This is a genomic window from Chryseobacterium sp. MEBOG07 (assembly GCF_021869745.1).
GTDB classification, from domain to species: Bacteria; Bacteroidota; Bacteroidia; order Flavobacteriales; family Weeksellaceae; genus Chryseobacterium; species Chryseobacterium viscerum.
Map to the genome: position 1 here is coordinate 1,247,581 of NZ_CP084579.1, position 22,963 is coordinate 1,270,543.

Genomic DNA, 22,963 nt, shown 5'->3' on the forward strand with positions numbered 1-22,963 from the left:
ATATTTGATATCAGCTCTTTTTGGTAGCCATTCCATAAATCCAGAGGAGAATCAAAGCTCCTCCAATTGAAAGAATCCAGCTTCTCGGATTCCAGAATGAAGAGACATCACCCCAGTGTAGAACGTAAACTCCAATAGCTCCTCCTACAAAGGCTCCCAGGATTCCCAGGATAATAGTGATTAGCCATCCTCCTCCCTGAGTTCCGGGCATGATCATTTTAGCGATTGCACCAGCAATAAGACCGAATAAGATCCATGTTAGTATTCCCATAGTTGCAAATTTTTTTATTGTTAATATTTAAAAATGATTAGTTTGCTAATATAAGGGAAAACATGATATAAATCATCTTTTCTTGAAGAATGAGTCTACAAATTCCGTACCATTAAAGAGCTGTAGATCCTGCATTTTTTCGCCTACACCAATATATTTAACTGGAATTTGGAATTGATCAGAGATCCCAATCACAACACCTCCTTTTGCTGTTCCGTCCAATTTTGTTACTGCTAAAGCATTCACTTCCGTTGCTGCTGTAAATTGTTTTGCCTGCTCGAAGGCATTCTGTCCTGTAGAACCATCAAGAACCAGTAGGATCTCATGAGGAGCATCAGGAATAACTTTCTGCATGACTCTTTTGATCTTGGAAAGTTCGTTCATCAGGTTGATCTTGTTGTGAAGTCTTCCTGCTGTATCGATGATGACTACATCCGCATTTTGTGCTACAGCACTCTGCACGGTGTCAAATGCTACAGAAGCAGGATCAGATCCCATTTCCTGTTTTACAATAGGAACACCCACTCTTTCACTCCAGATAACAAGTTGATCTACCGCAGCAGCTCTAAAGGTATCAGCAGCTCCAAGAACTACTTTCTTACCTTCTGATTTGAACTGGTGTGCCAGTTTTCCGATAGTCGTTGTTTTTCCAACACCATTCACCCCTACTACCATAATGACATACGGTTTCTTTGAAGTGTCGATGTTTCCGGTGCTGGCATGAGGGTTTTCAAGAAGCAGTCCTGAGATTTCTTCACGAAGAATGCTATCCAGTTCGTTTACTCCTACATATTTATCTCTTGAAACACGTTCTTCAATTCTTTCTATGATTTTGATAGTGGTAGAGGCACCTACATCAGAAGCAATCAGTATTTCTTCAAGATCATCAAGTACTTCATCATCTACTTTACTTTTGCCGACTACGGCTTTCGTCATTTTTTCAAAGAATCCCTGACTGGATTTTTCCAATCCTTTGTCTAAGGTTTCTTTTTCTTCTTTTTTGAAAATATTTTTAAACCAACTCATAGTTTTAGTTTATTCTTATTTATTTTTAATCACTGCTGTAGCTTCTACTTCTATAAACACATCGTCTCTGAAGAGTCTGCTAACCTCTACAAGGCTGCTTACAGGAGGGTTCTGGATATTAACATACAAATCCCTGACTTTTCTAAAATCAGGAGTTTTTTGGATGTCCGTGGTGAAGATTCCCAATTTAATAATATCTTTCCCAGTACCTCCATATTCTTTCAATATGTTTTCAATGTTTTTGAAAACCTGATGGGTTTGTTCCTCTATAGTGTTTCCCACTACGTTACCTTCAGTATCCAGAGGCACCTGCCCAGACAATAAGATCATTTTGGAGCTTCCACAGTCGATACTTACTGACTGTGACAGTCCTTTTATGTTGAAAACTTTTGGAGAATTTTTATATTCTATAGGGCTCATCGTTTTCTGACTGAATGAAAATAGAAAAGTTACTGTGCATGCCAGAACAAGAATCTTTTTCATATTTTGCTGATTAATAATCTGGTGAACAAAGATAACAAAAAAACTACCCAAAATATGAGTAGTTTTTTATATTGTAAACAAAGTACTGATTATTTTTTCAAATAACCGTCTACTTCGTCAGCGTTCATTACTTTTTCTTCGAAAACGTAAGCTCCTGATTTAGAAGACTTAGTCATTTTCACCACTTTAGTCATCTTTTTAGACTGACCGCTTTGTAGGGTTGCTACTACTTTCTTTGCCATGGTAAGATATTATTTATAAATTACTTAATTTCTTTGTGAAGGGTAGATCTCTTAAGAACAGGATTGTATTTTTTCAATTCCAATCTCTCTGTAGTGTTCTTTTTATTTTTTGTAGAAATGTATCTAGACATTCCTGGCATACCGCTTTCTTTGTGCTCTGTACATTCAAGGATTACTTGAACTCTATTTCCTTTTTTTGCCATGATTTATTAATTCTTTTTAATCAATCCGTTTCTAGTAGCTCTTTCAATAGCTTCTTCGATTCCAATCTTGTTAATCACTCTCAATCCATGAGCTGATACTTTCAGTGTAACGTGCTTATCTTGCTCTGGAAGGTAAAACTTCTTCTCTAATAAGTTAATTTCAAAACGACGTTTCGTTTTGTTATTAGCGTGAGAAACGTTGTTACCAACCATTGCACGCTTTCCTGTTATTTGGCAAATTCTTGACATATCTCGATGTTCTTATTTGTATAATATTTGAGAGTGCAAAATAACGAAGAATTTTTTAGATAGACAAATCTTTTGGAAAATATTTGTAAATAAGTGACTGATTAATAATATTGAATTTTTAAAATAGTAGAATCCTTGGGATACAGCAGATAATGGGTCCTGATATATTTCATACAGGCTTTTTTTTATGCAAAGAATTTAATAATCTATCTTTGTTTTTAATTAATCTAAATAAAAATAATCATGAGGAGGATTTCTATTCTATTGTCTATGCTGCCTGTTGGCCTGATGGCTCAAAACTTTACTGAGATACAGACCAGCATGAATAATTTTTACTATTCGGCAGCTGATATTGCGGATATAGACAACAATGGTACGATGGATATTGTACTGAACGGAGCTATAGATTCTGATGGCGACGGAAACGTAGATAGTACTTATAATGAGGTATATCAGAATAATGGAATGACATTGTTGCCTTATGCAGGATTGGGAATTGATGCTAACCATTTGGGGGATATTAAGTTCATTGATTATAATAATGATGGGCTGATGGATATTATTTCCACCGGGCTCAGCTATATGGATATTGTTAATTATAAACACTATCGATTCAAAAATACAGGGACAGGGTTTGTGAAAGAAACTGAACTTCCGGGGAAGATCTATGGATCGATGGAAGTTTTTGATTTTAACCATGATGGAAAACCAGACTATGCCATCAATGGAACTCAATATGCCCATGGAGGTGGTTTCAGAAATACATTAGATTATTATAAAAATACAGGGAATGATTTTGATATGACAGAGAATTGGGTTGACGGAACCCAAAACGGAAGTTTCAAAATTGTAGATTTAAATAATGACCATCTTCTGGATCTTGTGATTATCGGATCGGATATCAATGGAGCTCCGGTTTCTAAAGTATATATGAACCAGGCAGGTGTTCTTACGCATACACAAGATCTTGCTCCGTTATCCGGTGGGAAAATAGATTTTGCAGACTTTAATGCAGACGGATTTCAGGATATTATTGTGATAGGAAAAGACGGAAATGATGATGGGTATTTTGCTGTTTTAATGAATGATGGTACGGGTACATTGACTCCCCAGGTGATTGCTGTAAATGATATTTCGGATGCAGCAATAAGCATTGGTGATCTTAATAATGACGGATATTATGACTTTATCATTGCTGGAAACGAAAATTATAATGCGGTTGTAAAAACCTATATATACAATACATCCGATCATAAGTTTAATGAAGGAACTATAACGGGTATTACTCAATTGGGAGGTCCCGGGCTCGTGCATCTTTTTGATTTTAATAATGATCATCATCTGGATATCCTGCTGGGAGGGTTTGACTGGGCAACTACAGATCTGCCTTCACTGACTAAGGTCTTTAAAAATAATTCTACAGCAGAAAACGCAAAGCCGACTCCTCCCACTCAGCTAAATATGACTAAAAATGGGAACCGCTTTAATTTTACATGGAGTGGCGCCTCGGATGATAAAACTCCGGTGAATGCACTGTGTTATGAAATTACGGTGGGATCTACACAGGGAGCTCATGACATTGCTAAATATGTAGTGACAACACCTTCCTGGTTTCTGGATCTTGATCCGGCCATTCAGAATGTGTATTGGAGTGTAAAGTCTATTGATGCCTCAAAAGTGTATTCTGACGCTTCTGTGCAAAGTGTACTGGGAACAGCAGAAATTAAATCAGATAAACAGCTTGTCATTTATCCAAACCCTGTATCGGATAAAGTATATATCAAAGGAGAAAAAGTTTCGGAAGCTGAAATGTATTCAATGGACGGAAGAAAACTTAATATTACGGTAAATGGAGATCAGTCTATTGATGTCTCTCATTTACCTAAAGGAGTATATCTATTAAAACTGAAGATAAAAAACGAAATAACCACCAAGAAGCTTACGATTAAGTAATTGAATCAATTCTATCTTCTATCAATGAGAAAAGCCAGACGTCCAGCTGGCTTTTCTCTTTTTTTTGTTCAATATTTTAATTATTTACAATCAGGATAATTAAATTTCATAAAATATAAATCTGCGTAATCTGCAAAATCAGCGAGAAAATATAAGGCTCGCAAATCTTGCAGATTACGCAGATTTTGTGTTATTCGTGTGGAAACTTGTGAAATTTGTGTTTAAAAAATTACGCTTTCTTTGTTTTCTTTTTAAACCACTCAATCAGATAATAAAACAGTAAAAATCCTAATGCAAAGATTGAAAATCTTGAAAGAAGATCACCGGCTCTTGTATAGAAAGTCATGGTATCATAAAGATTCACTTTTGCAAACAAAGCGGTCTGATCTCCATAGAAAGTATCAGCGGTAATCTCACCTTTAGCATTGATATGAGCCGAAATACCACTATTGGCAGCACGGGCAATTTCTCTTCTGGTTTCAATGGCTCTCAGTTTTGCATAAGATAAAAGCTGTTTGTGTCCTTCTGTAACCCCCCACCAGGAGTCATTGGTCATAATCCCCAAGAAATTAGCACCCTTTTTCACATAGTCTGTTACAAATTCACCATAAATACTTTCATAGCAAATGATAGGGGCTAATTTTCCTTTGTTATAAGGATTTGAGAAAGCAACCCTTTCTTTGTCTGTTCCTAAAGAAGCTACAGTACCTCCAAGATTGAGCATAGCATCTCCTAAAAGTGGTTTTAAAACATTCATATAAGGGAATATTTCAACACCCGGCACCAATTTCCCTTTGTGGTACGCCTGAACTTTTTGATTAGGTACAAGCTGAATCGCTGTATTATAACTGCTCACCCAGACACCACTATTGATTGGGTAGGCTTCTTTAGGCAAGTCAGCAGGGTTATAATAAAAACGGTGTGAAGAAATTCCTGTTGCAAAAACAGATCCCGGATGTTTGGATAAAAATCCTTTGATATTGTTTAAAAGTAAACTCTTTTCAAAAGCAGTTTCAGAAATAGATCCTCTTCCGGGAAGGGCTGTTTCCGGAGCCATATAATAATCTATTTTACCTGTTGAGTTTTTTTCAGCGAGTGCTAAAAGATCCTGCTCTATAATTAAACTGTCTTTTGAATATTTTTCAGCATAAGGATCAAGGTCAGGCTGTAACATCAGTACGCTGACCTGTCCAATTGGTTTTTCATTAAAATTATTGTATTTGATCACGGAAATAATCATAGGAAGAACAATTAAAGCTCCTACAATAGAAGAATTTTTAATCAGATCTTTTCTCTTTCTTCCCGCTTCCCACGTTCTTATCGTATAAAAGATCAGAATATTGATCAGAAGGATCCAGAAACTGCCTCCTGTAGCTCCCAGTGTGTCATACCATTGGATCAGTTTCGGGTAATCTGAAAATACATTTCCCAGATTCAGCCATGGCCATGTCAATTCCCATCCCATATGAAACTTTTCAAAACTCATCCAGATTGCAATCAGAAACCCAAGTCCCCAATATGTACCCTGAGCATTTTTATACCAGTGGTAGCATTGAAATACCAAAGAATATAAAAGAGAATTTACCAGGACGGGGAATAAAACAGCCAGCAGAGAGTGGCTTCCATCCGGATTCTTTGCGCCGTACAGCCATCCTGTAGTGACTACATTCCAGATTATAAAGCAGAGGTAAGACAATCCGAAGACCACCCAGCTCTTTCTCTTGTAATCAGAAAATTTTGAAACCCCATGTTCCATCATCAGAAGAGGGACAAGGGCAAAAAATATAAAAAACGGGACCCCATAAGTTGGCCATGAAACCGACAGCAGCATTGCTGAAATAAGTGTAAGTAAAACGTATTTCATTGAAATAAAATATAATGTAAAAATAAGGTTTGTAATAAGAAACTCAAAGTCAAAATAGATTATTAAAAAATTAATTTTTTAAAGCCATATCTTTAACTCCCCAATCCTGAATGGTCATAAGGATCGGCATAAAGGTTTTTCCATATTCTGTAAGCTGATATTCTACTCTTGGTGGGATTTCTGCATAGATTGTTCTTGCAATAATATGATCCTCTTCCATTTCTCTGAGCTGATTCACCAGCATTTGTTTACTGATCATGGGAATGGCTTTTTGAAGCATACTGAAACGGTTCACGTTCATGCTTATTCCATACATGATTACGGTTTTCCATTTGCCTCCTACTTTATTGTAAAAATGAGTTACCGGACAATTATTGGGATTGAAATCTTTGTTTTTCCTTTTATTTTCCATTGGTCTAAAAAAATATACTATAAATAATAATTAAGACTAGTATTAATAAGTAGTACAAAGGTAATAACTTCGTGGATATAAAGACAATAAAGTATGGATAATAAGGAATTAGTATTAAAAGCAATCACCGCTGTTTTTGTTGATAGAGATATTACAGCATTCGAGAAATATTTTGGAGATCATTATATTCAGCATAACCCTTCAATTCCAAACGGAACAGAAGCTTTGAAGCAGTTTGTACCAGCCTTACCTGAAGATTTCAGATATGAACCGGGAACCATTACAGAAAATGGAGATATTGTAATGATCCATGGACGATACCAAAACTGGAGCGGAAAAAATATGATTGCAGTGGATATTTTTAGGATAAATGATCATAAAATAGTGGAGCATTGGGATGTATTGCAGGAAGAAGTGACCGCAGAAAATTCTGTTAATGGAAATGGAATGTTTCCCATATAATTAATTTAAAAATTCAACAGCAGTATGATAGAACAGATAAGAAAAAATGCATTGGGAGAATGGGAGAGTATTTCAACAGAAATCCGTCCAAGTGCATTAAAAAATGCAGATGGAAGTCTGAAACCATTTTATTTGAAAAGATCATTTACATTTCTTCCTGAAGATAAATTTGAATTGGAAATTATTAATTATGCCGATGCTTACGGAGAAATACCTTTAGCTAAAATTGCTCTTAAAGGGCATGTAGAATGGAAAGGAAGTCACGATATTGCAGAAGGGGCACAAAAAGTAGATTTTACGGCTGATGAGGCTTATGAAGTAACCCCTTTAATTCCAAATTTTACCGTTGTTTTAAATACCCTTGCCAAAGAGAATTTTGAAGTGTGGGAGACCGGAAAATCTCAAAGCATATTAAGAAAAAAGTTTTTGCCGTTTGGATTGGTGGAAGGGCAGATTTTTAAAGAGTATGACCTGATCTATATTTTCAATGATATGATGTTCTGGGGAGCAAGAAATATTGACGGCAGAGGTTTTGACACAGAAGAAAACCGCCCGACAAACCTGCAGATCCCAATGAAAAGGAAATCATAATGATATAATCTGAAAAGAGAGTCGTATTGGCTCTTTTTTTATGGGCATAAATTTTTAGAATATATTGTAAGCAGAATTGAAAATGAATATATTAGCAGTTCAATGATGAAGAAAATATATAAAATTATTATTGTTCCGTATACTCTGTTTCTGCTCTATCTGATGTTTTGGGGAATGGGCAGATTTCAGTACGAAGAAAATCTCATTACTGTAGAACCCGTTTTTTCGACGATAAAATTTATCCAGGGTACAAATAAGACGATAGATATTGTAAAGATTGTTTTAGGAAATGTTATCATGTTTATTCCTTTTGGCTTTCTGGGCTGGGTTTTCTCTAGCCTGAAAAAATTGAAGCCATTACTATATAGTTTTATCTCATGCATCGTTATTGCCGAAGCTCTTCAATACTTTACAAGAATGGGAATATTTGAAGTAGACGATATCATCCTGAATACTTTCGGGGTATATTTGGGATGGTTGCTTTGCAGATGGAGTGAAAAGAATCTTAACTGTTGAGCTCTTTAGCGCGTTTTTCAGCATTCAGAATTCCTTGTTTCAGAATTTCTTTGAGACTGCTTTCTTCAAATGTTTTTAAGGCTGCTTCAGTCGTTCCACCTTTAGAAGCAACATCTTTAATCAGTTCCTCAAGGTTTTTTTCTGAGTTGTTGATTAAATGATAAGCCCCAAGCATTGTCTGCTTTACAAAGAGTTTGGAAAGGTTTTCTTCAATTCCCATTTCAATTCCTGCTTTGATCATCGCATCAATGATATAGTAGAAATAAGCGGGACCACTTCCGGAAAGGGCAGTAACACCATCCAAAAGGTTTTCATCTTCCAAATAAACAGATCTTCCGGTGCTGTTCAGTAATCTTTCGATATTAATGAGCTGACTGAAAGAAATTCCGTTGGCAGCAGTATAACCCGTAATTCCCATTCCTAAAAGAGTAGGAGAGTTCGGCATTGCTCTTACAACAAGCGGATGATTCAGTGATTTTTGAATTTTTTCAATATTGATTCCGGCCATGATGGATAAAACCATCTGGTTTTCTTTAAAAGTAAATTGAATGTTTTGAACAACCGCCTGGAAATCCTGAGGTTTTACAGCGATAATAACCAAATCAGCATCAACATCCTTCACGTCTGCAAATGTGGAAATTTTAGACTTGGGGAATTCTTCAGCTATTTTGGAAATTTTGGATTCACTTCTGATAATAAGGTGCAGATGTTCAGGTTTGATCAGTTCATATTTTAAAAATGATTTTGAAAAAGAGAGTCCCATATTTCCGGCTCCAAGAATAGCTATTTTCATCTCGAATTGTAATTTTAAGCTAAAATAATGATTTTTTGGGATGTATTGTTATTGAATACGTTGTAATGCCGTTAGAAAACACAAAGGCGCAAAGATTTTGGATAATAATGATATTTTCAAGTTTTCAGTAAAATAAAATATTCTCGCAGATTTAGGAGATTAGGCAGATTTTTCCATAAATATCCGCGTGATCTGCAAAATTAGCGAGACGTTATATTACTTAAAATATGCAGTAATCAATTGTATTGTAGATAAAACTTTGCACTTAAAAACTATATTATTGTTGGAAAACGCAAAGGCGCAAAGATTTTGGATAATAATGATATTCCCAAGTTTTTAGTAAAATAAAATATTCTCGCAGATTTAGGAGATTAGGCAGATTTTTCCATAAACATCAGCAAGATCTGCAAAATCAGCGAGAGATCATATTACTTATAATATGCAGTATTCAATTTTATCGCAGATAAAATCTTTGCGACTTAAAACAACAAAGTAAATTAAAAATCCTTGCGTCTTAGCGTTTATCCAACTGATCTATTTTAAGCGATAATAAAAAAGCTATACTCATCATGAATACAGCTTTTATATATTTTTAGATTACATAATATTGACTTCTCGTTCAAGTTCTATTCCGAACTTTTCTTTCACAGAATTGATAATTTCCGTAGAAAAATCAAAAATTTCTTTTCCGGTAGCATTTCCAGTAGCATTGATGATCACCAGGGATTGTAATTTGTGTGAACCAACATTCCCGATCTGTTTCCCTTTCCATCCACATTGTTCAATCAGCCATCCTGCAGGAACTTTTACCTTATCTCCATTGGGATAACCCTGGATATTTTCAAATTGTTGTTTCAACACTTCAAATTGAGCCAAAGGAATTGTTGGGTTTTTGAAAAAGCTTCCGGCATTTCCGATTTCTTTAGGATCCGGCAGTTTGCTTTGTCTGATATTGATGACCGCTTTTGAAATATCCTGAATGGTTGGGTTTTTAATACCAAGATTCTCCAGCTCAGATTGAATCGCTCCGTACTCTGTTTTGATACGGTGGTCTTTTTGGGTAAGTTTAAAAGTGACTTCCAGAATAACATATCTTCCTTTTCCTTCCTGTTTGAAAATAGAATCTCTATAACCGAACCTGCACTGCTCTAGGTTGAATGTTGCAAGTTCAAGATCTTCTAAATCCAATACCAGACAGCTGACAAAAATATCTTTGATTTCTGTTCCGTAAGCCCCAATATTCTGCATAGGAGAAGTACCTACATTTCCAGGGATTAAAGAAAGATTTTCCAGTCCGCCATAATTTTTTTGTAAGCAGTACATCACAAATTCATGCCAGTTTTCACCTGCTTTTGCTGTGACCAGGACTTCATTTTCATTGATGCTTTCTTCGGAAATTCCATTTAAATTAAGCTTGATAGCAAGACCTTCAAAATCTTTGGTAAGAAGAATATTGCTTCCGCCTCCCAAAAACAGAACCTGAAGAGATTGAGTCTTCGAGAAAACAAGTGCTTCCTTTAATTCATCAATAGTATTGACTTCAGTGAAATATTGGGCTTTGGCTTCAACACCGAAGGTGTTATAAGGCTTCAATGAAAAATTTTCTTGCATGTTTTTATTGGTATTCTTTAGGAAGAATCTTGTCTAGTTGTTCTTTAAGTTGTTGTAGCTGCTTGTAATGTAAAGTATCCGCATATGCATTCACATAGATATGTGATTTTTTCGGAGTACGGATCTGAAACGTTTCATCTATACCGTCTACCGATTGCTGGCTGGGAGAACTTTTTATGTGGTCAAGATCAACAATATTGATTGATGATACAAGCTGTTTCCAGGTGCTGGAATTGATGGCAGAAGCCCATGCTTTATGGGTTTGATTGGCCGTTATTCCTTTTTCTGCAAAAACGGAATCTTTGGTGGCTTTAATGATCCTGTAATTTCCAAGGTTTCCTTCAATATGAGATACACTGATGAAAGTAATCTCATGTGGATTTTTGGAGGGAGCTGCCTTTTCAGTTTTTTTTGAGTCACAGGAAAAAAATGCCGACAGCAAAAGAATCGAAAACAGTATTTTCAGATATATATTTTTTGTTGTCGGCATAGGATATATTTTACAGGCTGAATTCTTCTCTGTACTTCTTTAAAGCTTCTTTAAGAATTTCAGCACTTCTTATTAAATCTTCTTCTTTCAGCACGTAAGCAATTCTTACCTGCTTCTTGCCTAATTCCGGGTTACTGTAGAATCCTCCGGCAGGAGCAACCATGATCGTCTCATTATTCAGAGAATATCTTTCAAGCAGCCATTGTGCAAATTTTTCAGTATCATCTACCGGAAGTTCAGCAACACAGTAGAAAGCACCTCTAGGTTTAGGGCAGATAACACCAGGAATGGCATTCAAAAGATCTACCAATACATTTCTTCTGTGAGTATATTCTTCTCTTACCGCTCTGATGTAAGGACCATCGTTTTCGTGTGCAGCTGTTGCAGCAATCTGTCCCAAAAGAACAGGACTTAATCTTGCCTGTGCAAAAAGCATAGCAGCATTACGGATCTTGTTGGAACGTGTAAGAAGACATCCGATTCTTACTCCACACATAGAGTAACGTTTAGATTCAGAATCTATGATGATACAGTTTTCAGCTAATTCAGGGAAGTCTAGCATTGAGATCTGCTGCTTTCCGTCATATACATATTCTCTGTATACTTCATCAGAGATGATAACGATATCATATTTTAAAGCAATTTCTGCAAGTTTTTGAAGCTCTTCGCGGGTATACAAATATCCGGTAGGGTTTCCAGGGTTACAGATGATAATTGCTCTTGTTTTTTCTGTGATTTTTTTCTCGAATTCCTCAATAGGAGGCAAAGCAAAACCAGTATCAATAGTAGAAGGTACCGCTACTATATTCACATCGAATGTGCTGGTGAAACCGTTATAGTTAGCATAGTAAGGCTCAGGAATAATCACCTCATCACCTTCATCACATAACGTAGAGATAGCAAAGTTAAGCGCCTCAGAACCACCATTGGTAACAATGAAGTTATCGGGAGTAATATCTGAAAAACCTAATGAATGATAATATTCTGTAAGGGCTTTTCTGTATTCTATATTCCCTTCAGAAAGTGCATATTCCAATACTTTTAAATCGATGTTTTTTAAAGCATTTAAAGCTGTTTCCGGAGTTTCAATATCAGGCTGTCCGATATTAAGGTGATATACTTTTATTCCTTTTTGTTTTGCTTGTAACGCAAAGGGAACCAGTTTTCTTACCGGCGATGGCGGCATATGCAGTGCTCTGTTTGAAATATTCGGCATTGTTCAAAAAATTTGTATGACAAAAATAGGATTTAATTTCTCAATAATAAAATTAAGGATCAATAAGAAATGGCTCAATTTTCTTTAAATTCTTTTAAAATTCTAATAACCTTCATTAGTTGAAATGTTGATATTTGCTGTGTTTTGTAATTATTTTGATTTTTCTTCAGAAATATCTTTTTTGTATTGTTATTTTTACTAAATTTCGCCACAAATGTGAATAAAATGGCAATAAATTTATTTTCTAGAGTGATTCCCGCTATCGCTCTGTTTTCTGCCTCTGCAATGATGGCTCAAAATTATCAAACTATGCCGGTTGCTTCAGGCTATACGGCAGATGTAATTGCAAACGGAATAGGCTCCTCATTAGTTTCCACAAACAATGATGTAGACGGAGTTTCTTACGCTTTTGTAGCGAAAGATTTTCAACTGACCTCTACAAGTACACCTCTTACTTATGGTCTTCCAACAGATGGAATTATTAATTCTGTCGTTGCCGGAACACCGGGATTGAGCTATATCTTAGGAAATTTAAGTGGAAATAATGCATTAAGGTTAGCCGCTGCAAATGATAGCGGAACGCTTACTTTTACTACTCCTAAACCTGCTTTTACTCTGTATATGCTCTCTACCAGTGGTAGTGGAACATCTGTAGTGAATGTAACCGTCAATTTTTCTGATGGCAGCAGCCAGGTATTTTCCAATATAAGTCTATCTGACTGGTATGGAGGAGCCAATTTTGCCGTACAGGGAATAGGAAGGATCAAAAGAAGTTCAGATGCTCTGGAATCCAGTACTACAGATCCGAGACTTTACCAGACTCCATTAGCTATAGATGCTGCAAACCAGGCAAAGCCAATACAGAGTGTAGCAGTAACCAAAGCAAGTGGCGCAGGGTATCCTAATATTTTTGCTTTTTCAGCAGATGTATATTCAGACTGTGTGCCTCCAACATTGCAGGCGGTTTCAGCGATTACAGCTAACTCAGCTTTAGTTTCCTGGACAGCTCCAACCAATGCGGCAAGTTATGATGTATATCACAGTACTTCCAATACAACACCTGCCAGTTCAGTAACTCCTACTTATCCGGGAGTAGCAGGTACAAGTACAACGATAGGAGGTCTTAATTCAAATACAACCTATTATTATTGGGTAAGATCCAACTGTAACACTGCAACCGGCCAGAGTGTATGGTCTTTTGCAGGAACATTTAAAACAGCTTGTTCTACTTTCACGGTTCCATACACAGAAAATTTTGATACGACAAGTGTTGGTTCTACTTCAAATACTAATGCCCCAAGCTGTTGGGCATATCTGGAAAGTGCATCATTTGCAGGGTATGGATATGTAACGACATCAAATAATTATTCAGCACCTAATGCTTATTATATGACCAATTCAAGTGCTACTACGGGTAGCCAGATGTTAGTTGCACCTCCTACTACAAACCTTTCAGATGGAACAAAGCGTGTAAGATTTTATGCAAAATCCGGAGGAAGTAATTATACATTATTAGTGGGGACGCTATCAAACCCTACAGATCCGGCATCTTTTACACAAATAGGTTCTCCTATTGCTTTGACAACTACCCATACACAGTATACGGTAAATATTCCTGCAGGTTCTGATTTGCAGTTAGCATTTAAACATGGTTTAGGAGGTACTTCACGTTCCATTTATATTGATAATATTACCGTTCAGAATATTCCTTCCTGTTTTGAGCCAACTGCAGTTACATCATCAAACGTTACCGCAAATTCAGCAGCAATAGGCTGGACGGCTCCTTCTTCAGTTCCTGCAAACGGATACGAAGTATATTACAGCACAACAAATACAGCCCCTGATGCTACTACAGTTTTGAATGCTGCGAACTCTGTAACTTCTGCTACTGTTTCTGCGCCGTTAGGCGGGCTGCAGCCATCTACTACATATTATGCATGGGTGAGATCTAGCTGTAGTGCATCTGATAAGAGTATATGGAGCGCTACCTCTACACAGTTTACAACACTTTGTGTTCCCATAACTACACTTCCTTGGAGCGAAAATTTTGATGCGATGGCTACTATAGGTTCTGCGATTATTCCAAATTGTTGGAAACAAACTCCGGGAGGAAGTTCATCTACAAATAATTTTACGTCAGCAAATGCTTCTCAGCAAGGATATAATGATCCTAAATCTGCACCTAATTATCTGACGATTTATTATCCATATACCAATGCTGCTTATTTATGGACACCTACATTTACTTTAACTGCAGGAACGTCATATGATTTTATATTCTATTGGGTAGGAGATGGTTTTGCGGGCTGGCAAAATGAAGTATTGGTTAATAATGGCCAAACAGCGACCGGAGCAACCAGCTTAACAACATTTATTACAGCTGATCAAACAGCTGCAGGTGGAAGTAACAGTGCTACTTATACTAAGGTTACTGTTTCTTATACGCCAACATCTACCGGTGATTATTCATTTGGCATTAAAACTTTAAATACAACAACAGCTCCATATTATATGGGATTTGATGATTTTTCGCTTACACAGTCTAATTTAGCAACTGCTGAAACATCTGTTAAGAAAAAAGAAATCAGTGTATATCCTAATCCATTCAAAGATGTTCTGCATATTGCTGATATCAAAGACGTGAAATCTGTAACGATCACGGATGTGGCGGGAAGAGTAGTGAAAACTATTGATCAACCGACCAATGAGCTTCAGTTAGGTGAATTGAATGCCGGATTATACTTAGTGACAATGAACTTTAAAGATGGCTCAAAATCAACAGTAAAAGCCATTAAGAAATAAAATTTTTTGAGTTAATAATTTCTGTAGGCAGTTGCATTCGTGTGGCTGCCTTTTTTATTGTTGATTTAATAATAACTGGAAAAATTATTCTTCAAAAATGTTGCTAAAATTATTATAAATTTGCGCCGAAAACTATAACATCTATGAATAAACTTAAACTACTTTTTTTAATACCATTATTCTATTCCGAATTTTCACAGGCTCAAAGAATTGATAAAGAGATTATCAGTTTTCAGCTTCTGAAAGAGCCGGTTTTTCCTACGGAACTTTCCAACAGAAATTATACGATTACCGTAAAATCTCCCTATAATATTACAAAGGAAGATGTTGTAAGATTGTCAAAAGAAGACTATCAAAGAAAGGTAGACAACTATCAGACGAACGTTGAAAATGCCAAATATGAACATCAGGAAAGATTAAAAGACTATGATGCTGAGGTAAAAAAACTTCAGGAAAAATATAAACTTGAATCTGCAGAATACAGCAAATTATCAGCGGTTGAAAAAATTGCTGCAACCAATGGAGCTCCGGTATTGAGATTACCTTCAAGACCTATCATTAATATTCCTCCGATGCCGGTTTACCAACAGCCTGATCTGAGAGATGCCTTAATTGTGGATAATAAAATTCTGGCTTCTCAAATGGATGTGACAGGTTTTTCAAAAGGTGGAAATTATCTTGACATTGTTATTGAAATGGAAAGAACAAACTTTCAGGACAACCAGGGGAAAACTTTTGCCAATCAGCCAACAAGGATCATCGCAAAACAGGGTGGCGCTGTAAAACTGGACAAAGCCTATTTCTCAGATTTTGCGGAAATAGCAAGTGTTCCAACCAATGAAATCAATCTTAATGCCCAGGAAAAGAGATATCTGCAGAGAACGATGGATCGTACACGGAATATTATTAATGAAAACTTCGGTTATCAGACCATCAATTCTACGGTGACCTTATCAACGGTAAAAAATAAAGGAGAGTATGACGATCTGGAAAAAGCATATATCTATGTGACGACCAATCTGAAAAAACTTCAGGCAAAAACGGACTATGCGCCGAATAAAATAGCCATGGAAAATATGCAGAAAGGAATTGACATTTGGAAAAGTGCTTTGACAAAAATAAATTACAACGATAAGAAAGCTCCTTACAACCAAAAGATTGGAGAATACCTTTATTTTAACCTGATCAGATTAAATATCGCTTTAGGAAACTACCAGGAAGCTGAGAAATATTTAAATGAATTACAGGAACATTTGGTAGATATTAAACTATCCTACGATGCTAATCTTGAACTGAAAAGATTAGAAGAAAAAATTTATAATAACTAAAGAAAAACAATATGATTAAACAGATTATTGCTTCGGCATTAATTACGGCTTCGGTGTATTCTTATGCACAGACGAAGGTGACTGAAGGAACAAAATTCACGGTGGATGCCAATCTTGAAACTGATGACAAACTGGTATTGGCAGACGATTACAATTCTTATATGTTCAGCGCTATCAATATAGACGGGCTGATGAGAAATGTTTTCCCTCACAAGAAATTACTGATGAGAAAACTGGATCAGAACGGAAGTCTTGTAGACACTTATGTAAAAGATTACGCCAATAAAACAAACGGTGTACTTCACAATTATCTGGGATCTCAGCAGATAGATGATGATAAATTCATAGCATTTACAGAAGAGTATTTTGGAAAAGAAAACAGAAAAGAAGTTTTTCAACATGTTTTCAGTAGAAAAGAAGGAACTTTTACCACAAAGAGCATTGCAAAATACAGTATTGAATCTACTAATAGATCAGGAACAACCTATGTTCTTTTCTCAGAAAATGGGAAATATGCTGCGATCTTTAACGATAGATTTGCCAACAAAAAAACGGATAATGTAAATGATGTTCTGGTATTGGATCTGAGAACACTTACTCCGGTTTGGAATAAAGAAATTACATTAAGCAATGATTATGTTGAAAAGTCTTTAACATTAACGAACTCAGCAAAGATAGTTGTACTGCGTAAAGCTGCGGGATGGAAAGAATCTTATAAGCTGGAACTGGTTTCTAATACTGAAGATAAAGACCTGCCTTTCGATGACAAATATATTCCTGAAAAATTATACGCGTTCAGTAAAAATGACAATGATTATCTGGTAACCTTCGGAAGAAAAAATGCTGCAGTTACTATTGGAGCAAGTACTTTTGGAACGGTAATGTTCTATGATATGAAGTCCGGGAAAGCGGTGATCAGCAATACCAACTTAGCAGGAAGCAAAGACATGAACGATGTGAAGGTGATCAAAACAATTGTAAAAGGTGATGAGACTTTAATGGCTGTTCAGCAGGAAACCGTGACAAGGCCAATGCCTACAACAATGAACCGTTTCCCAGATCCTGTTTATTCTCTGGATGCGGGAATGTTGATCAAGTTTAATAAAGAAGGAGAAGTAAAACAATTTGTGGCTGCTGGAACTTCTACAGGAAAAAGAATCAATATTGTTGAAGCTGGAGATAAGCTTTATATTTCTGCATTTTATCCTAAAGGAGCATTCGGGAATACAGGGTTTTCTATGAAAGTTTTTGATTTTGCCAACCTGAAACCTCAGGAAGTAAGTCTTGATTATAAAGGAAGAAACTTCTTTCAGAACTACGGTTTTGCAGACGGAAATATGATCCAGTACGTTCCGAATGTCAACAAAATGATGTTCCTTCAAAAGAGCAGCAAAGATGTTCAGATGTTCAATGTGTACAATTTTATAAAATAATTGTATTTTAGAAAAAAATAAAATATGCAGATTCAGTCAGTTTCCATAGAAGATTATATTTCAAAGATTCCTGAGGAAAGACAGGAAGCTTTTAAAAAACTCTTTGATACGGTGAATGACAATCTTCCGAAAGGTTTTGAAGAAGCTACCAATTATGGAATGATAGGCTGGGTGGTTCCTTTGGCAACCTTTCCTGCCGGATATCACTGTGCACCCGGAACACCGCTGCCTTTTATCAATCTGGCTTCCCAAAAGAATTTTATAGCACTCTATCATATGGGGCTGTATTCCAGACCGGAGCTTCTCGATTGGTTCGTGGCAGAATATCCAAAACATTCTAAGAAGAAACTGGACATGGGGAAATCCTGTATCCGTTTCAAAAAAGTAGAAGATATTCCTTTTGAACTGATTGCTGAACTGAGTCAGAAAATGACTCCTGATGACTGGATCGGAATTTATGAATCGCAGTATAAAAGATAAAAAAAAGCTCTGAAATCAAATAGATTTCAGAGCTTTTTTTATGCTGGAAGTTGGAGGATTAAAGTTGGAAGTAATATTTGTGTTTTTAGAATTACTGATTGCCATTAGAAGGTTAATAAAATGGACATATGTGTATTCATCGACTTCCAGAAACTCCATCCCCAGCTTCCCTCTTCCTGCTAAAAATGAATATCCCAGATCCCTGTTTTACGTTCAAGATCAATCAAAGCAGCTGCATTATCCGCAAGGGCCTGATAATAATCTTTTCTTACATTATTATAGGTTCTTTGAGCATTCAGAACTTCCAGGATAGAACTTTCTCCTCTTTTGTAGCTGTAAACAATACCTTCCAGTATACTTTTCGCTTCCGTAAGCATTCCATTATGGAATTGTCTGAGCTGTTTCTGAGTTGCTGAATACTGTTGATAAGCCTGCATCACTTCAGCCCTTATCCCTTGTTCAATTTGTTTATATTCAACTTCAGCCTGGGAATGTGCCATTTCGGCTATTTTTAATCCTGCATTTCTTCTATTGGAAAATTTCAGAGGTATACTAAGACCAATTTTTACTGCATTAACAGTAGGGGAGGGGGCAATCTCGTTGGTGGCTTCGGTATGATGCTCAGCTCCGGCACTGATACCCAGATCTATGATACGATTAGCTTTTTCCAGACTGATCTGGCTTTTGGTTACTTCTGTATTTTGTCTGGCAGCCAGTAAATCTGCTCTTTCATTCAGGGATTGCAGGATCAGATCATCAATACTGAAATCTCTGTTGAAGGAATTGAAATCTCCGGCAACATCTCTGTCTGTTATTTTGTTGTCTCCAAGAAATACCGACAGACCGGTGAGCGCTTGTTGTTCCGCACTTTCAGCCTGATATACTTCATTGAGCAGAGAGGAGGCTTCCAGCTTGGTCTGCTTTGAGGTTACCAATGATATTGTTCCTAAACGGTATCGGATGCTGTCCGACTTTGCCAGTTGCTGCATATTTTTATAAGAATCCTGCTGTACTTCAAGCAAAGCTTTGGATTTTAAAGCTTCAATATATCCTAAACTGGCATCTGCACGGAGATTTCTGAAAAAATCCTGCAATTGTATTTTGCTCAGCTCCGATTGGTTTCTGGCCAGATTAACCCGGGCTTTTCTTTTGCCGCCAAGCTCAAGAGTCCATCCGATAGATGTTCCATAGACATAGCCCATATCTTTCTTCACTCCGTTATTGGTGATCTCCATTTCCAATTGAGGATCAGGGAACATATTGGCGGTTTGAATTGCCGCTTCAGCCATACTTACGTTGTATTTCTGGGAGGCGTAGCCCAGATTTTTATTTCCAACAAGACTCAGGTATTCTTCAAAATGTAAAAGCTCTTTTTCCTGTGCCTTTATACCTGTGATGCTGAGCAATACGACAGATAATATGATAACATGAACTCTAATTTTCATCTGATTCTAAATTTTGTTTTTCATTGCGACGTTCAGCCATAAAATAAATAGCCGGCAGAACAAATAGTGTTAAAATAGTAGAGAACATCAACCCGTAAACGATTACTGTTGCCAGTGGGCGTTGTACATCCGAACCAATTCCTGTTGCCAATGAAGCAGGGAATAATCCGATTACTGCAACCGTTGCCGTCATCAGTACCGGTCTGAAACGATCCTTTGCCCCTTTGATGGCTGCCTGTTTCAGTTCATATCCTTTTTTTCTGAGGTCATTGATATGCGAAATCATGATGACTCCGTTCTGGATTGCAACCCCAAATAGTGCGATAAATCCTACAGCGGAAGAGACATTCAGAGACATTCCGCGGATATTGAGCGCCAGCATTCCACCAAACAAAGCCAGCGGAACAATAGACATCAGAACTAAAGCTTGTTTGAAATCCCCAAATGCACCATATAATAAGAGGAACATAATCGCCAATGCCAGCGGAACAATAAATGCCAATCTGGAATAAGCTCTGTTTTGATTTTCAAACTGTCCGCCCCATTTGACCTGGTATTTTTCGTGGTCGTATTTAATGTCCTTTTCAATTTTATTCTGTGCTTCTTTCAGGAAAGAAGAAAGATCGGTGCCTCTTAAATTCAGTTTTACCGTAAGATGGCGTTTGTTCATTTCGCGGGTAATGGTACTTTCACCCGTACTTAATTTTACTTCTGCTACCTGAGACAGTGGAATTTTCGCTCCTGAAGCTGAGGTCAGCATCAGATTTCCGATTTTGTCCGGAGTATCCCGGCTGTCTTCGGTATAACGACAGGAAATATCATATACTTTATTGCCAATAAAGATCTGGGAAATTGCTTTTCCACCCAATGCAACTTCAATCAGGTCGGCTACATCGGCAACATTCAATCCATATTGAGCAATCTTATCTCTGTCGGCAATAATCTGAAGCTGGGGTAAAGGTGGTTCCTGATCAATAGCGAGATCGGCAGACCCTGGTATTGTATTCAAAGTAGACAGTATGTTTTCAGCAATTCGTCTGGTTTCTTTGAAATCTTCCCCATATACCTTTACGACCAACTCGCTGTGCGCTCCGGAGATTTTGTCCATTACTCCGTCAATCATAGGCTGTGAAAAACCTACGGTGAATCCTGGCATGTTTTTATAATCTGCGGCGAGCTCTTTGATGAGGTCTGCTTTTGTTTTCCCGGCAGGCCATTCGCTGTAAGGTTTTATTCCAATAGAGACTTCAAAGTGAGAAGCCGTCCAGGGATCGGTACCATCGTCATTACGTCCCGCCTGAATCATCATATAGGTAATTTCAGGGTGTTTCAGGGTACGGGCACGTAACGTATCGCTCATCTCTTTTGATTTGGCTAAAGAAATTCCCGGAGGCAGCTGTACCTGCAGCCATATAGAACCTTCATCCAGCTCGGGAAGGAAGTCTTTTCCTACCGTATAAGACAGAATTCCTGAGGATACCAAAACGATAACGATAGGTATAATAACCCTCTTGGGAGCCTGCAGTATCTTTTCAATTTTTTTTCCGTAGGCTGCAGCTATTTTTTCCAGCCATTTATTGTGATAAATCTTTTGGGGTTTGCGATAGATCACATAAGCCAATCCGGGGATTAGCAATAATGCTACAGCGAGTGCGCCCAGCAGTGCATATCCTACAGTGAAAGCCATTGGTGTGAATAATTTTTTCTCTACTCTTTCAAAAGCGAATAAGGGCAGATAGGCGGTAATAATGATAATCGTTGAAAAGAAAATAGGTTTGGCCACTTCAATCACTCTTTGGGTAATTGTTTTTTCTTCCAGTGTTTCTTCCGAATTTTCTTCTCTTTTCTTCAGAATAGTTTCCAGCATGACGATGGCTCCATCTACAATAATCCCAAAATCAATCGCTCCGAGTGAAAGCAGGTTGGCCGGGATATTGGTAAAATGCATTAATATAAAAGCAAATAACAAAGAGAGCGGAATCGTAATAGCCACCAATAATGCTCCGCGCCAGCTTCCAAGAAATATAATCAGAACAATAATAACTAATACAATGCCTTCGGTAAGGGTGTGGGAAACCGTGGTAAGCGTTGTTTTTACAAGATCCGTTCTGTCGAGAAAAGGATGAATTTTTACACCGGGAGGAAGCGTTTCATTATTCAGTTCTTCAATAGCTTCATGGACTCCGTCCAGCACTTGTGAAGGATTTTGACCTCTTAATAAAAGTACAATTCCTTCTACACTTTCAGAGTAATTACGTTTTCTGTCGGTATAGCCAAGAACTCCTTTTCTTTCCAGGTTCCCGTATTTCAATGTTCCTACATCATTTAAAAAAACAGGAACTCCATTTTGGGTTTTCACCACAATTTTTCCAAGGTCATTTAAATCTTTTACCAGACCAATTCCGCGGATTACATACGCAAGGTTTCCCCGCGGAAGCATACTTCCTCCGGCACTCACATTGTTTTTGGAAATGGTTTCAGTAACTTCAGATAAAGAAAGCCCGTACTGTTCAAGTTTATGTGGATCCAGTTCGATCTGGAACTGAGTGGTAATTCCTCCAAAATTTGTAACATCAGCAATTCCCGAAACCTGTTTGATACGAGGAATAATCACAAATTTTTGTAAGTCGGTAAGTTCCCGCAGACTATGGTTGTTACTTTCGATAATATAGCGATACACTTCGCCAATAGGAGAGGTAAGGGGATCCAGTCCTGGCTGCGCACCATAAGGAAGATCTACATCAGTCAATCTTTCCTGAATACGCTGTCGGGCCCAGTAATCGTCTATACCATCATCGAAAACCATAGTGATAATGGAAAGCCCGAAGGTACTTTTGCTTCGCATCACATGCATTCCCGGAAGTCCGTTCAGAGATCTTTCCAAAGGGATTGTGATTTGCTGTTCTACTTCTTCAGCGGCCAGCCCGGGAACCTGTGTGACAACCTGTGAGGTGACATCGGCAATATCAGGATAGGCTTCTATGGATAATCTGGTCCAGGAATAATACCCGAAAAACCCCAATAAAAGGAAGAGGGCAAGCATCAGCCATCTTTTCTGTATAGAGATTGTAAGTAATTTCTTCATAGTTTTTG

General features: G+C 37.2%; 22 protein-coding genes. 8 read left to right on the forward strand and 14 right to left on the reverse strand.

The genetic code is table 11. The features are described 5' to 3' along the window. Positions 1–10: 10 nt before the first annotated feature. The 6 genes from LF886_RS05685 to rpmB form a co-directional block, all read right to left on the reverse strand. A complete protein-coding gene (locus tag LF886_RS05685) occupies positions 11–271 on the reverse strand; it encodes a GlsB/YeaQ/YmgE family stress response membrane protein (RefSeq protein ID WP_124534685.1) in 261 nt (86 codons plus the stop codon). Positions 272–343: 72 nt separating this feature from the next. Further along, positions 344–1,297, reverse strand: coding sequence for a signal recognition particle-docking protein FtsY (gene ftsY / locus LF886_RS05690; RefSeq protein ID WP_103234354.1), 954 nt, complete (start codon positions 1,295–1,297; stop codon positions 344–346). Between the two features lie 15 nt (positions 1,298–1,312). Beyond that, the gene (locus LF886_RS05695; protein WP_236853140.1) at positions 1,313–1,780 is read right to left on the reverse strand and encodes a RidA family protein; all 468 of its coding nucleotides are present in this window, start codon (positions 1,778–1,780) and stop codon (positions 1,313–1,315) included. A gap of 89 nt (positions 1,781–1,869) precedes the next feature. Further along, positions 1,870–2,022 (reverse strand): DUF4295 family protein, encoded by a 153-nt coding sequence (locus tag LF886_RS05700; RefSeq protein ID WP_081989060.1) that lies wholly within the window; start codon positions 2,020–2,022, stop codon positions 1,870–1,872. Between the two features lie 20 nt (positions 2,023–2,042). Continuing rightward, positions 2,043–2,225, reverse strand: coding sequence for a 50S ribosomal protein L33 (rpmG, locus tag LF886_RS05705; protein ID WP_027373683.1), 183 nt, complete (start codon positions 2,223–2,225; stop codon positions 2,043–2,045). 6 nt (positions 2,226–2,231) lie between these two features. Continuing rightward, on the reverse strand, positions 2,232–2,474 hold the full coding sequence (rpmB, locus tag LF886_RS05710; protein WP_002976757.1) for a 50S ribosomal protein L28: 243 nt from the start codon (positions 2,472–2,474) through the stop codon (positions 2,232–2,234). 243 nt (positions 2,475–2,717) lie between these two features. Between rpmB and LF886_RS05715 the strand changes: the two genes are divergently transcribed. After that, entirely contained in the window at positions 2,718–4,427 is a 1,710-nt protein-coding gene (locus LF886_RS05715; protein WP_236853142.1) for a T9SS type A sorting domain-containing protein, read from the forward strand. 229 nt (positions 4,428–4,656) lie between these two features. Here the strand turns inward: LF886_RS05715 and lnt are convergent, their stop codons facing one another. After that, positions 4,657–6,291, reverse strand: a complete 1,635-nt coding sequence (gene lnt, locus LF886_RS05720) for an apolipoprotein N-acyltransferase (protein ID WP_236853144.1) — start codon at positions 6,289–6,291, stop codon at positions 4,657–4,659. 70 nt (positions 6,292–6,361) lie between these two features. Then, complete coding sequence (locus LF886_RS05725; RefSeq protein ID WP_236853146.1) at positions 6,362–6,703, reverse strand: winged helix-turn-helix transcriptional regulator; 342 nt, start codon at positions 6,701–6,703, stop codon at positions 6,362–6,364. A 93-nt stretch (positions 6,704–6,796) separates the two neighbouring features. On the opposite strand from LF886_RS05725, the gene LF886_RS05730 reads away from it, so the two are divergent. The 3 genes from LF886_RS05730 (at position 6,797) to LF886_RS05740 (ending at position 8,272) form a co-directional block, all read left to right on the forward strand. Beyond that, on the forward strand, positions 6,797–7,165 hold the full coding sequence (locus LF886_RS05730; protein ID WP_236853148.1) for a nuclear transport factor 2 family protein: 369 nt from the start codon (positions 6,797–6,799) through the stop codon (positions 7,163–7,165). Positions 7,166–7,189: 24 nt separating this feature from the next. Then, a complete protein-coding gene (locus LF886_RS05735; protein WP_236853150.1) occupies positions 7,190–7,756 on the forward strand; it encodes a hypothetical protein in 567 nt (188 codons plus the stop codon). A 102-nt stretch (positions 7,757–7,858) separates the two neighbouring features. Further along, positions 7,859–8,272 carry a VanZ family protein gene (locus tag LF886_RS05740; RefSeq protein WP_236853152.1) on the forward strand — a complete coding sequence of 138 codons (414 nt, stop codon included), beginning with the start codon at positions 7,859–7,861 and terminating at the stop codon, positions 8,270–8,272. Here the strand turns inward: LF886_RS05740 and proC are convergent. From proC to LF886_RS05760, 4 genes are all read right to left on the reverse strand, one after another. Further along, positions 8,262–9,065 (reverse strand): pyrroline-5-carboxylate reductase, encoded by an 804-nt coding sequence (gene proC, locus LF886_RS05745; protein ID WP_124534673.1) that lies wholly within the window; start codon positions 9,063–9,065, stop codon positions 8,262–8,264. The two genes, LF886_RS05740 and proC, sit on opposite strands and share 11 nt — an antisense overlap. Positions 9,066–9,662: 597 nt before the next feature. After that, entirely contained in the window at positions 9,663–10,676 is a 1,014-nt protein-coding gene (gene murB, locus LF886_RS05750) for a UDP-N-acetylmuramate dehydrogenase (RefSeq protein ID WP_236853154.1), read from the reverse strand. Between the two features lie 4 nt (positions 10,677–10,680). Further along, on the reverse strand, positions 10,681–11,166 hold the full coding sequence (locus tag LF886_RS05755) for a hypothetical protein (protein WP_236853156.1): 486 nt from the start codon (positions 11,164–11,166) through the stop codon (positions 10,681–10,683). Positions 11,167–11,176: 10 nt separating this feature from the next. Beyond that, positions 11,177–12,382, reverse strand: a complete 1,206-nt coding sequence (locus tag LF886_RS05760; RefSeq protein ID WP_236853158.1) for a pyridoxal phosphate-dependent aminotransferase — start codon at positions 12,380–12,382, stop codon at positions 11,177–11,179. A 225-nt stretch (positions 12,383–12,607) separates the two neighbouring features. Between LF886_RS05760 and LF886_RS05765 the strand changes: the two genes are divergently transcribed. The 4 genes from LF886_RS05765 (at position 12,608) to LF886_RS05780 (ending at position 18,425) form a co-directional block, all read left to right on the forward strand. Further along, positions 12,608–15,184 (forward strand): fibronectin type III domain-containing protein, encoded by a 2,577-nt coding sequence (locus tag LF886_RS05765; protein WP_236853160.1) that lies wholly within the window; start codon positions 12,608–12,610, stop codon positions 15,182–15,184. Positions 15,185–15,327: 143 nt separating this feature from the next. Next, complete coding sequence (locus LF886_RS05770; RefSeq protein ID WP_236853161.1) at positions 15,328–16,512, forward strand: hypothetical protein; 1,185 nt, start codon at positions 15,328–15,330, stop codon at positions 16,510–16,512. Between the two features lie 11 nt (positions 16,513–16,523). Beyond that, a complete protein-coding gene (locus LF886_RS05775; protein WP_236853163.1) occupies positions 16,524–17,945 on the forward strand; it encodes a hypothetical protein in 1,422 nt (473 codons plus the stop codon). Positions 17,946–17,969: 24 nt separating this feature from the next. Next, on the forward strand, positions 17,970–18,425 hold the full coding sequence (locus tag LF886_RS05780) for a DUF1801 domain-containing protein (RefSeq protein WP_236853165.1): 456 nt from the start codon (positions 17,970–17,972) through the stop codon (positions 18,423–18,425). A gap of 179 nt (positions 18,426–18,604) precedes the next feature. Here LF886_RS05780 and LF886_RS05785 read toward each other — a convergent pair whose 3' ends face one another. After that, entirely contained in the window at positions 18,605–19,870 is a 1,266-nt protein-coding gene (locus tag LF886_RS05785; protein ID WP_236853167.1) for a TolC family protein, read from the reverse strand. Beyond that, positions 19,860–22,955, reverse strand: coding sequence for an efflux RND transporter permease subunit (locus LF886_RS05790; protein WP_236853168.1), 3,096 nt, complete (start codon positions 22,953–22,955; stop codon positions 19,860–19,862). The genes LF886_RS05785 and LF886_RS05790 overlap by 11 nt, the downstream gene beginning before the upstream one ends. Positions 22,956–22,963: the final 8 nt, after the last annotated feature.

Bases quoted from the DNA above. Each gene is read 5' to 3' on its own strand.
- LF886_RS05685 (WP_124534685.1), bottom strand. From the start codon at position 271: ATGGGAATACTAACATGGATCTTATTCGGTCTTATTGCTGGTGCAATC.
- ftsY (WP_103234354.1), bottom strand. From the start codon at position 1,297: ATGAGTTGGTTTAAAAATATTTTCAAAAAAGAAGAAAAAGAAACCTTA.
- LF886_RS05695 (WP_236853140.1), bottom strand. From the start codon at position 1,780: ATGAAAAAGATTCTTGTTCTGGCATGCACAGTAACTTTTCTATTTTCA.
- LF886_RS05700 (WP_081989060.1), bottom strand. From the start codon at position 2,022: ATGGCAAAGAAAGTAGTAGCAACCCTACAAAGCGGTCAGTCTAAAAAG.
- rpmG (WP_027373683.1), bottom strand. From the start codon at position 2,225: ATGGCAAAAAAAGGAAATAGAGTTCAAGTAATCCTTGAATGTACAGAG.
- rpmB (WP_002976757.1), bottom strand. From the start codon at position 2,474: ATGTCAAGAATTTGCCAAATAACAGGAAAGCGTGCAATGGTTGGTAAC.
- LF886_RS05715 (WP_236853142.1), top strand. From the start codon at position 2,718: ATGAGGAGGATTTCTATTCTATTGTCTATGCTGCCTGTTGGCCTGATG.
- lnt (WP_236853144.1), bottom strand. From the start codon at position 6,291: ATGAAATACGTTTTACTTACACTTATTTCAGCAATGCTGCTGTCGGTT.
- LF886_RS05725 (WP_236853146.1), bottom strand. From the start codon at position 6,703: ATGGAAAATAAAAGGAAAAACAAAGATTTCAATCCCAATAATTGTCCG.
- LF886_RS05730 (WP_236853148.1), top strand. From the start codon at position 6,797: ATGGATAATAAGGAATTAGTATTAAAAGCAATCACCGCTGTTTTTGTT.
- LF886_RS05735 (WP_236853150.1), top strand. From the start codon at position 7,190: ATGATAGAACAGATAAGAAAAAATGCATTGGGAGAATGGGAGAGTATT.
- LF886_RS05740 (WP_236853152.1), top strand. From the start codon at position 7,859: ATGATGAAGAAAATATATAAAATTATTATTGTTCCGTATACTCTGTTT.
- proC (WP_124534673.1), bottom strand. From the start codon at position 9,065: ATGAAAATAGCTATTCTTGGAGCCGGAAATATGGGACTCTCTTTTTCA.
- murB (WP_236853154.1), bottom strand. From the start codon at position 10,676: ATGCAAGAAAATTTTTCATTGAAGCCTTATAACACCTTCGGTGTTGAA.
- LF886_RS05755 (WP_236853156.1), bottom strand. From the start codon at position 11,166: ATGCCGACAACAAAAAATATATATCTGAAAATACTGTTTTCGATTCTT.
- LF886_RS05760 (WP_236853158.1), bottom strand. From the start codon at position 12,382: ATGCCGAATATTTCAAACAGAGCACTGCATATGCCGCCATCGCCGGTA.
- LF886_RS05765 (WP_236853160.1), top strand. From the start codon at position 12,608: ATGGCAATAAATTTATTTTCTAGAGTGATTCCCGCTATCGCTCTGTTT.
- LF886_RS05770 (WP_236853161.1), top strand. From the start codon at position 15,328: ATGAATAAACTTAAACTACTTTTTTTAATACCATTATTCTATTCCGAA.
- LF886_RS05775 (WP_236853163.1), top strand. From the start codon at position 16,524: ATGATTAAACAGATTATTGCTTCGGCATTAATTACGGCTTCGGTGTAT.
- LF886_RS05780 (WP_236853165.1), top strand. From the start codon at position 17,970: ATGCAGATTCAGTCAGTTTCCATAGAAGATTATATTTCAAAGATTCCT.
- LF886_RS05785 (WP_236853167.1), bottom strand. From the start codon at position 19,870: ATGAAAATTAGAGTTCATGTTATCATATTATCTGTCGTATTGCTCAGC.
- LF886_RS05790 (WP_236853168.1), bottom strand. From the start codon at position 22,955: ATGAAGAAATTACTTACAATCTCTATACAGAAAAGATGGCTGATGCTT.